We start from the raw sequence: 7,913 nt of genomic DNA, 5'->3' as shown, positions 1-7,913 counted from the left end.
TCGAACTCGGTGGCAATCGGCGCGAATTCGAACGACGGCGGTCGCTCGAACGTGGTGTCGGTCGGCAACGACCAGCAGCAGCGCCAGATCACGAACGTCGCGCCGGGTACGCAAGGCACCGACGCGGTGAACGTGAACCAGCTGACGCAGGTGCAGACGACGCTGTCGACGGCACTGTCGGGCCAGCAGGCGCAGATCAACTCGCTGGGTTCGCAACTGCAGCAGACCGACCAGATGGCGAAGCAGGGTATCGCGGCCGTCGGCGCGATGGCGTCGATCCCGCAGCTCGATCGCGACGCCAACTTCGGGATGGGTGTGGGCACGTCGACCTTCCTCGGCCAGAAGGCGATGGCGGTCAACATGCAGGCCCGCATCACGGAGAACCTGAAGGCGTCGATCAACGGCGGCTTCAGCGGCGGTCAGAAGGTGATCGGCGCCGGCATGCTGTATCAGTGGAAATAATTGCATGTTCGCGCACGGCCGACTGAAAGCCCGGAGCGGGAGCAAGGCGTATCGGCGGGCACCGGAATTTCGAGTGCGTGCATTGGAGATCGCTGTGGATGGTGCGGCCGTGCGTTGCAATACCGATGATCTTGTCGAAGACGCGGAGCGTGGATTGGCGCGGAAGGAGTTCTTTTTCGTTTATCAGCCAAAGCTCCGCCTTCAGACCGGATTGTTGTCCGGATTCGAGTCATTGATACGCTGGCAGCATCCGGAGCGCGGCGTGTTGATGCCGGCGGCGTTCATTGACCTCGTCGAAGATTCGCATCTGACATGCCGATTCACTGATTATGTGGTCGAGGAGTCCGCGCGCGTGCTCGCCGGTTGGGCTGCGCTCGGCTATGACGATTTGTCTCTGTCCGTCAATTTGCCCGCTCATGAAGTCACGCGGCCGGGAATGGCAAGAAGACTGGCGCTCGTTCTGGATTCCTACGCCGTCCGTGCCGCGAATTTTCAGATTGAACTGACGGAGTCCATCGATCCTGGCCCGATAGAGGCACTTGCCGCGGCCGTGTCATCGATTCGAGATCTTGGGGCGAGCGTTGCGATCGATGATTTTGGTTCGGGGTGCTGGTCGTTGACCAAATTGCATGGCCTGGCTGTCGATACACTCAAGCTGGATCGATCCTTCATGCGCGACGTTCATGAAAGTGCCGAATCGAGAGCGATGGTCGAAGCGCTCGTCGAGCTTGGGAGCCGCTTGAAGAAGAACGTCGTCGTGGAGGGTGTCGAAACCAGGGCTCAGTTCGAGTGGCTGAGAGAAATGATGCAGATTGATTGCCAGGGATACTACATCTCCGAACCCGTTCGAGAGGAGCAGGTGGATCGATTGATCGAACGATGCGGAATTCCGGGGGGAAGCGAGGGCGTTGTTGTTCAGGGGGAATCCACTTGACCGCGGCCTGGCAGGGCGTGACGAGTGTGGCACTCCGTGACGGGTCGACATGGGCGGGGTGTCCATGCGATGCCTTCAGGGGATGATGCCGTTGCGTCAAAACCGGCATGCTTACGAGCGAGCGTGCGCATTATTTGCCGGGCACAGGCGCAGGCTCGACTCATCGAAGGCGCGGGATCGAACGTGCCATGTAACGCATGAAAGGACAGGCCGCAACCTTGAGTCGATATCGCGAATCGAAGCCGAAAAGTACGATCAGGCCGACACGCGCGAGTGATGCGGTTCAAAGTCGCGAGTAAAGCAATCTCGCGTGAATGCGTCGATATAGTCCATCATCAAATCGGATGAGCGTCCGGCTTCCTGCTCGTCACCGGCAGCGACTGCTCGCGCGACTCTCGTGTGCTGCAGGCTCGCCGACGGCAAATCATCCAGCTGCTTGTGATACATGAAGTAAAAGCGTCGCGACAGGGCATGTAACGGCGCGATGGCCTCGGCGGCGAACCGATTCCGTGAAAACTGCGCGATGAGTTGATTGATCGCATAGACGCATCTCAAGTAGGCGACGACGTCTCGAGATTCGCCTGCCGCGTCGAGTTTTTTGGCGATTTCGCGGATCTGTTCGCGCTCCTCTGGCAATGACCGCCGTGCAGCGCGTTGCGCGATGAGGCGTTGGAGTTCACGGCGCGTTTCGAGTACGAGCAACTGATCATGAATGTTCGGGACGGTGATCATGATGCCGTGTCGTGGAACGATCTGAAGGAGATGCGACGCAGCCAGTCGTTGCGCGGCCTCGCGAACCGGCGTTCTCCCGGTATTCAGCTTTTCTGCGAGAGAGGCCTCGGACCAGACGCTGCCGGGTGCAAGCTCCAGCGTGACGATGAGTTCCTCGAGTTTATCGTGGGCTTGTTCGGCCAGGGTACTGCCAGTCAGTCCGTTCATTTGCCTAAGTGTTTGCCTGAAGAATATCACTAACATATTAGTCAGGTCCCCCCTTGTTTTCAACTCGAGACTTAAAAAGGGCAAGTTCGAGGAACGGGTTTACCCCCTTTGATCTCTGGCAGGTGTCTCGATATCCTACTGATATGTTAGTAACATTTGAGTGGCATGGTATGTGAATGCGCCATTTCAAGCCAGGGCGGGCGATGAGTTTGCTCGACGCGTCGATCGCTATCGAGGCCGGCATGAAATGGCAATCCAGGTGCCGGCTTGCCTGACAGGTTCGCAACGGTCTGCCAATCCGCATCGTCGACGCCGCTCTTTGGTGTTGGGCACGGAACAGCGGGTACTTGGAGAAGTTGATGACGGGCAAGGTTGCAAGGTCGTGTATCGCTGGATTTTGAGGTTGATGTAGGGGTGAGATGAGGTTGGTTTCAATCGGTCGGCATTATCAAAAACAAAACATACGTTCAGACCTGTGTATTCAGGCGATCGATTTGGAGTGCGATGAAAATCATTCGGGTCGACGAAGGCTGGGGGTGTTATGAGTATCTTGTTAGTGGAAGGGGATCACGATCAGGCGTCGGCCCTTGAAAGGGCGCTGCACGGGTCGGGTCAGGAAATTTTCCGGGTGTGCGATAGCACACGGGCTGTTCAGTTTCTGAAAAAGGAGAGGGTCGAACTCATCGTGCTCGATTGGCGAATTCCAGATGCCAACGGCCTGAATTTGCTGCACTGGATTCGGGCCAACGTCGGAGATGAGCCGGTCGTTTTGTTCCTTGCCGCGAGAACGCTTGAAGCAGATGTTGCCGCCGCGCTGGACGCAGGAGCCGACGAGTACATCGGCAAGCCGTTCCGCGAGATCGAGTTGGCCGCTCGCGTCAACGCGCTGTTGCGTCGAAATGGCCGCAACAAGAAACCCGACAGCAGGGTCGAGGTCGGAGCGTATGTGTTGAACCCGCTGGCGCGCACAATCGCCGTGCACGGAAAGATCATCGACTTGACGGCAAAGGAATTTGCGCTGGCAAATTTCCTGTTCACCAACATCGGGAGCGTGCTTTCCCGGGATTCCTTGTCGACGCTGGCGTGGGGGCGAGCGCTCGATGGAACATCGCGGAGCCTCGACACGCATATCTATCGACTTCGACAAAAATTGGCGCTTCGTCCGGAAAACGGGCTTCAATTGAGTGCCGTGTATACGCATGGCTACCGGCTCGATATGGTCGACGACTTTTCGATGGAGGAGAATTTTGCGGCCCCCGGCGCGGTCCCGCAGCGTGCGATCGCCGAGAGCCCTGCGTCCGCGCTGGTTTAGACCATTCCGGGAGATTCGTCCGTCTAATTGTGTGATGGTGATCCGGGCTGCTCTCGGCGGTTATCGCGTGGGCAGCCCGTTTCGCGCCAGCGATTTCGTGGATCCGATGCATGACGTGTCGACGGGCAGGGCGTCCGAGTCCTGTGCGATTCCGTGCGCCAGCCATGGCGCAGCAAGATGATGAACTTCTCTTGTCCAGAGGGGACGAATGCGGGGCAGTGCTTCCTCCCCGCAAGCGCAGTGGGGTATCCGTACCCCATATAATTTGCCTGGGTTTGCCCGGATACGCGGGATATCCCTGAGGGATCGTGGCCGTGCGGTTTTCCGGTGGGGACGGATCGAGCAAGTGGCGCGCGGCGTCTTCCTGGTTTCTCGGGCTGTCGCCCGGGTTTATGTCCAAGCTATTGTTTTTGCAGGACATATCGGGGGTGTTCCTGGTTCGTCGAGGTTGTCCCGGGTTCACGTTCGGGTGAGCAACGTTCGAGGTCGAGCGGGCTTCGCCGGCCCGAAAAAAACCGTCAATCCCCCTTCTTGAATTTGTCAAAACCCGTCCATATAATTAGCACTCGCTGCACGAGAGTGCTAACAATTCTCTGCCGGGCGATAAGCCGGGCAGATTCCCTAAGCGTTCTTCAATCTCAGTCAAGAGAGGAGTGAATATGAACCTTCGTCCTTTGCACGATCGCGTGATCGTCAAGCGCCTGGATCAGGAAACCAAGACCGCCTCGGGCATCGTGATCCCCGACGCCGCTGCTGAAAAGCCGGACCAGGGCGAAGTCCTGGCCGTCGGCCCGGGCAAGCGTGACGACAAGGGCGCCCCGATCGCGCTCGACGTGAAGGTCGGCGATCGCGTCCTGTTCGGCAAGTACGCAGGCCAGACCGTGAAGGTCGACGGCAACGAACTGCTGGTCATGCGCGAAGAAGACATCATGGCCGTGGTCAACGCCAAGTAAGCGTCCACCGACGGTACATATTCCCAAGAATTCAAGGAGTTAGAAGATGGCAGCTAAAGACGTCGTATTCGGCGATTCCGCCCGTTCGAAGATGGTCGAAGGCGTGAACATTCTCGCCAACGCAGTCAAGGTCACGCTGGGTCCGAAGGGCCGCAACGTGGTGCTCGAGCGCAGCTTCGGCGGCCCGACGGTCACCAAGGACGGTGTGTCGGTCGCGAAGGAAATCGAGCTGAAGGACAAGCTCCAGAACATGGGCGCGCAAATGGTCAAGGAAGTTGCTTCCAAGACCAGCGACAACGCAGGCGACGGCACGACGACGGCAACCGTCCTCGCGCAATCGATCGTTCGCGAAGGCATGAAGTACGTCGCATCGGGCATGAACCCGATGGACCTGAAGCGCGGCATCGACAAGGCAGTCGCAGCGGCTGTCGACGAGCTGAAGAAGATCAGCAAGCCGTGCACGACGAACAAGGAAATCGCACAGGTCGGCTCGATCTCGGCGAACAGCGACACGTCGATCGGCGATCGCATCGCTGAAGCGATGGACAAGGTCGGCAAGGAAGGCGTCATCACCGTCGAAGACGGCAAGTCGCTGGCCGACGAACTCGACGTCGTCGAAGGCATGCAGTTCGACCGCGGTTACCTGTCGCCGTACTTCATCAACAACCCGGAAAAGCAAGTCGCCGTCCTCGACAACCCGTTCGTGCTGCTGCACGACAAGAAGGTGTCGAACATCCGTGATCTGCTGCCGGTGCTCGAGCAAGTCGCGAAGGCTGGCCGTCCGCTGCTGATCATCGCTGAAGACATCGAAGGCGAAGCGCTCGCAACGCTGGTCGTGAACAACATCCGCGGCATCCTGAAGACCGTTGCGGTCAAGGCGCCTGGCTTCGGCGATCGTCGCAAGGCGATGCTGGAAGACATCGCGATCCTGACGGGCGGCCAAGTGATCGCCGAAGAAACCGGCCTGACGCTCGAGAAGGCAACGCTGGCAGAACTGGGCCAGGCGAAGCGCATCGAAGTGGGCAAGGAAAACACGACGATCATCGACGGCGCAGGCGAAGCCGTGAACATCGAAGCACGCGTGAAGCAAGTGCGCGCGCAAATCGAAGAAGCGACGTCGGACTACGACCGTGAAAAGCTGCAAGAGCGCGTGGCCAAGCTGGCCGGTGGTGTTGCAGTGATCAAGGTCGGCGCAGCGACCGAAGTCGAAATGAAGGAAAAGAAGGCACGTGTCGAAGACGCACTGCACGCAACGCGCGCAGCTGTGGAAGAAGGCATCGTGGCAGGTGGCGGCGTTGCGCTGATCCGCGCTCGCACCGCGATCGCAGGCCTGACCGGCGCGAACGCCGACCAGAACGCCGGCATCAAGATCGTGCTGCGCGCAATGGAAGAGCCGCTGCGTCAGATCGTCACGAACGGCGGCGAAGAAGCGAGCGTCGTGGTGGCGGCAGTTGCTGCAGGTACGGGCAACTATGGCTACAACGCAGCGACGGGCGAGTACGTCGACATGGTCGAAGCCGGCGTCGTCGACCCGACCAAGGTCACGCGTACCGCACTGCAGAACGCAGCTTCGGTTGCAGGCCTGCTGCTGACGACGGACGCAGCTGTTGCCGAACTGCCGAAGGAAGACGCACCGATGCCGGGCGGCATGCCGGGCGGCATGGGCGGCATGGGCATGGACATGTAATCGACTTCGGTCGATGGTGTCCGGAGCGCGCAGCGATGCGCGTTCCAGCCAAAAGAAAAGACCCGCAGCGATGCGGGTCTTTTTTTATTGGTGCCGTTGAATCGGCGGCGCGCGCGGGACGGCCGGGGTGCGGCAAGGATGGCGCCGCGAGTTCGCCGCGACGGCGGGACGGGCCCGCCGTGTCCGGCTCAATGCCGGTGCGACGTCCTCGGCACCGGGTCGACCTTCACCGCCGGCGGGGTATCCGCGTCTTCATTGCTGCGCGCCCAGAAGAACCGGTCGGGCAAATACGCGCCCATGCCGGGCCGGAACGCGTCACGCACGGCCTGGTACAGGTATTCCTGCGCCTCACGAACCGCTTCGGGCGGCTCCTGGCCGTTCGCGAGCAGTGCCGCGATGGCCGCGCCCAGCGTGTCGGTGATGCCCATCAGCCGATGCGGCGAACGATCCCACATGTCCTCGCGCAGCTGGCCTTCTTCGCCGTACAGCGTGTTGACGAGCCGATGCGAGCCGGTCTCGGACGACAGGATGTACTCGCAGCCCTGCGACAGCAGGTGCGACACGGCCGCGTCGAGATTCGGCGCCTCGGCGTCGCCGTCCGGCTGCGCGAGCGCGATCAGCGTCGCGTAGTCGGCAACCAGCAGCGTGGTTTGCGGCGCGAGCAGGTCAGCGATCGATTCGCGCAGGTCGTCGGCGGCGAGCACGTGTTCGTCGTCGAGCGTGAAGTCCGGCGCGAGTACGAGCGGCACGCCGTCGTAGTCGGCGACGACCTCGGCGATCGCGCTCACGACTTCCGCACGCGTCGCCGCGCCGATCTTGAATGCGGCAACCGGCATGTCTTCGAGCAGCATGCGGGCCTGGGCGGCGACCACGTCGGGATCGAGGCCGGTGACTTCGTCGCAGGCGGCCGAGTCGCGCACCGTGTAGCCCGTCAGGACGGACACGCCGTGACAGCCCATGCTCGCCAGGGTCATCAGATCGGCTTGGAGGCCGGAGCCGCCGGTGGGATCGGACAGGCCGAAGGTGAGGACGATCGGAGGGGCGTTGCTGGACATGTAAAAATGGGGCAAGAGAAAAACGGGAAAGCGACGGACATGCGGACGGCGAGGCGAAATGGGCGTTTTCGGCCCTGTGTTGCCCGGCAGGCCGCACTTTTCAGCCATTATGCGGCGGAATCCGGCCCGCACGACGGATTTTTTAGCGCAGCGCAACGTAGTCGCCTTACTCCAGCGCGATTGCTAGGCAGTCCGGCCCCGACACGGTACCATCATGGCTCCCGAATTTACCGACTTTCCCGACGCGGCTTAAGATGGAATACAAGAGCTGGATGTGCCTGATTTGTGGCTGGATTTATGACGAAGAAGCCGGGCTGCCCGAAGAGGGCATCGCCCCGGGCACGCGCTGGGAAGACGTCCCGATCAACTGGACGTGTCCTGAATGCGGCGCCCGCAAGGAAGACTTCGAGATGGTCCAGATCTGACCGGACCCTCGGCCCACGGCACACCGCTCAGGCCTCGCATCGGTCCGGCGCTCGCGCGCCGAGGCCTGCGCGAGCGACTTGACGATGACAGGCGCGCGTGTGCATGAGGCCCGAACCGGCGAACGTTCCCCACCCTGACGCATTGC

General features: G+C 60.8%; 8 protein-coding genes. 6 read left to right on the top strand and 2 right to left on the bottom strand.

Translation table 11 applies throughout. From position 1 onward, the window contains the following. A partial coding sequence (locus ABY44_RS34835; protein ID WP_431642773.1) for a YadA family autotransporter adhesin occupies positions 1–462 on the top strand: 462 nt, incomplete at its 5' end. Between the two features lie 4 nt (positions 463–466). Further along, positions 467–1,396, top strand: coding sequence for an EAL domain-containing protein (locus tag ABY44_RS34830; RefSeq protein ID WP_081073634.1), 930 nt, complete (start codon positions 467–469; stop codon positions 1,394–1,396). A gap of 255 nt (positions 1,397–1,651) precedes the next feature. Here the strand turns inward: ABY44_RS34830 and ABY44_RS34825 are convergent, their stop codons facing one another. Beyond that, a complete protein-coding gene (locus tag ABY44_RS34825) occupies positions 1,652–2,335 on the bottom strand; it encodes a GntR family transcriptional regulator (RefSeq protein ID WP_049098221.1) in 684 nt (227 codons plus the stop codon). A gap of 541 nt (positions 2,336–2,876) precedes the next feature. Between ABY44_RS34825 and ABY44_RS34820 the strand changes: the two genes are divergently transcribed. From ABY44_RS34820 to groL, 3 genes are all read left to right on the top strand, one after another. Beyond that, positions 2,877–3,647: a response regulator transcription factor gene (locus tag ABY44_RS34820; RefSeq protein WP_175863743.1), complete on the top strand. Its 771-nt coding sequence runs from the start codon at positions 2,877–2,879 to the stop codon at positions 3,645–3,647. Positions 3,648–4,306: 659 nt separating this feature from the next. Beyond that, positions 4,307–4,600 (top strand): co-chaperone GroES, encoded by a 294-nt coding sequence (gene groES / locus ABY44_RS34815; protein WP_011351136.1) that lies wholly within the window; start codon positions 4,307–4,309, stop codon positions 4,598–4,600. A 46-nt stretch (positions 4,601–4,646) separates the two neighbouring features. Then, on the top strand, positions 4,647–6,287 hold the full coding sequence (gene groL, locus ABY44_RS34810) for a chaperonin GroEL (RefSeq protein ID WP_021163332.1): 1,641 nt from the start codon (positions 4,647–4,649) through the stop codon (positions 6,285–6,287). Between the two features lie 188 nt (positions 6,288–6,475). Here the strand turns inward: groL and ABY44_RS34805 are convergent, their stop codons facing one another. Further along, positions 6,476–7,342, bottom strand: a complete 867-nt coding sequence (locus ABY44_RS34805; protein ID WP_027788204.1) for a hydroxymethylpyrimidine/phosphomethylpyrimidine kinase — start codon at positions 7,340–7,342, stop codon at positions 6,476–6,478. A 254-nt stretch (positions 7,343–7,596) separates the two neighbouring features. Between ABY44_RS34805 and ABY44_RS34800 the strand changes: the two genes are divergently transcribed. Beyond that, the gene (locus tag ABY44_RS34800; protein ID WP_004186709.1) at positions 7,597–7,767 is read left to right on the top strand and encodes a rubredoxin; all 171 of its coding nucleotides are present in this window, start codon (positions 7,597–7,599) and stop codon (positions 7,765–7,767) included. Positions 7,768–7,913: the final 146 nt, after the last annotated feature.

This window comes from Burkholderia sp. ZZQ-2 (assembly GCF_050768715.1).
GTDB classification, from domain to species: domain Bacteria; phylum Pseudomonadota; class Gammaproteobacteria; order Burkholderiales; family Burkholderiaceae; genus Burkholderia; species Burkholderia cepacia.
The sequence above is the reverse complement of the archived record's forward strand: the minus strand, read 5'-3'. Positions and strand labels throughout refer to the sequence as shown.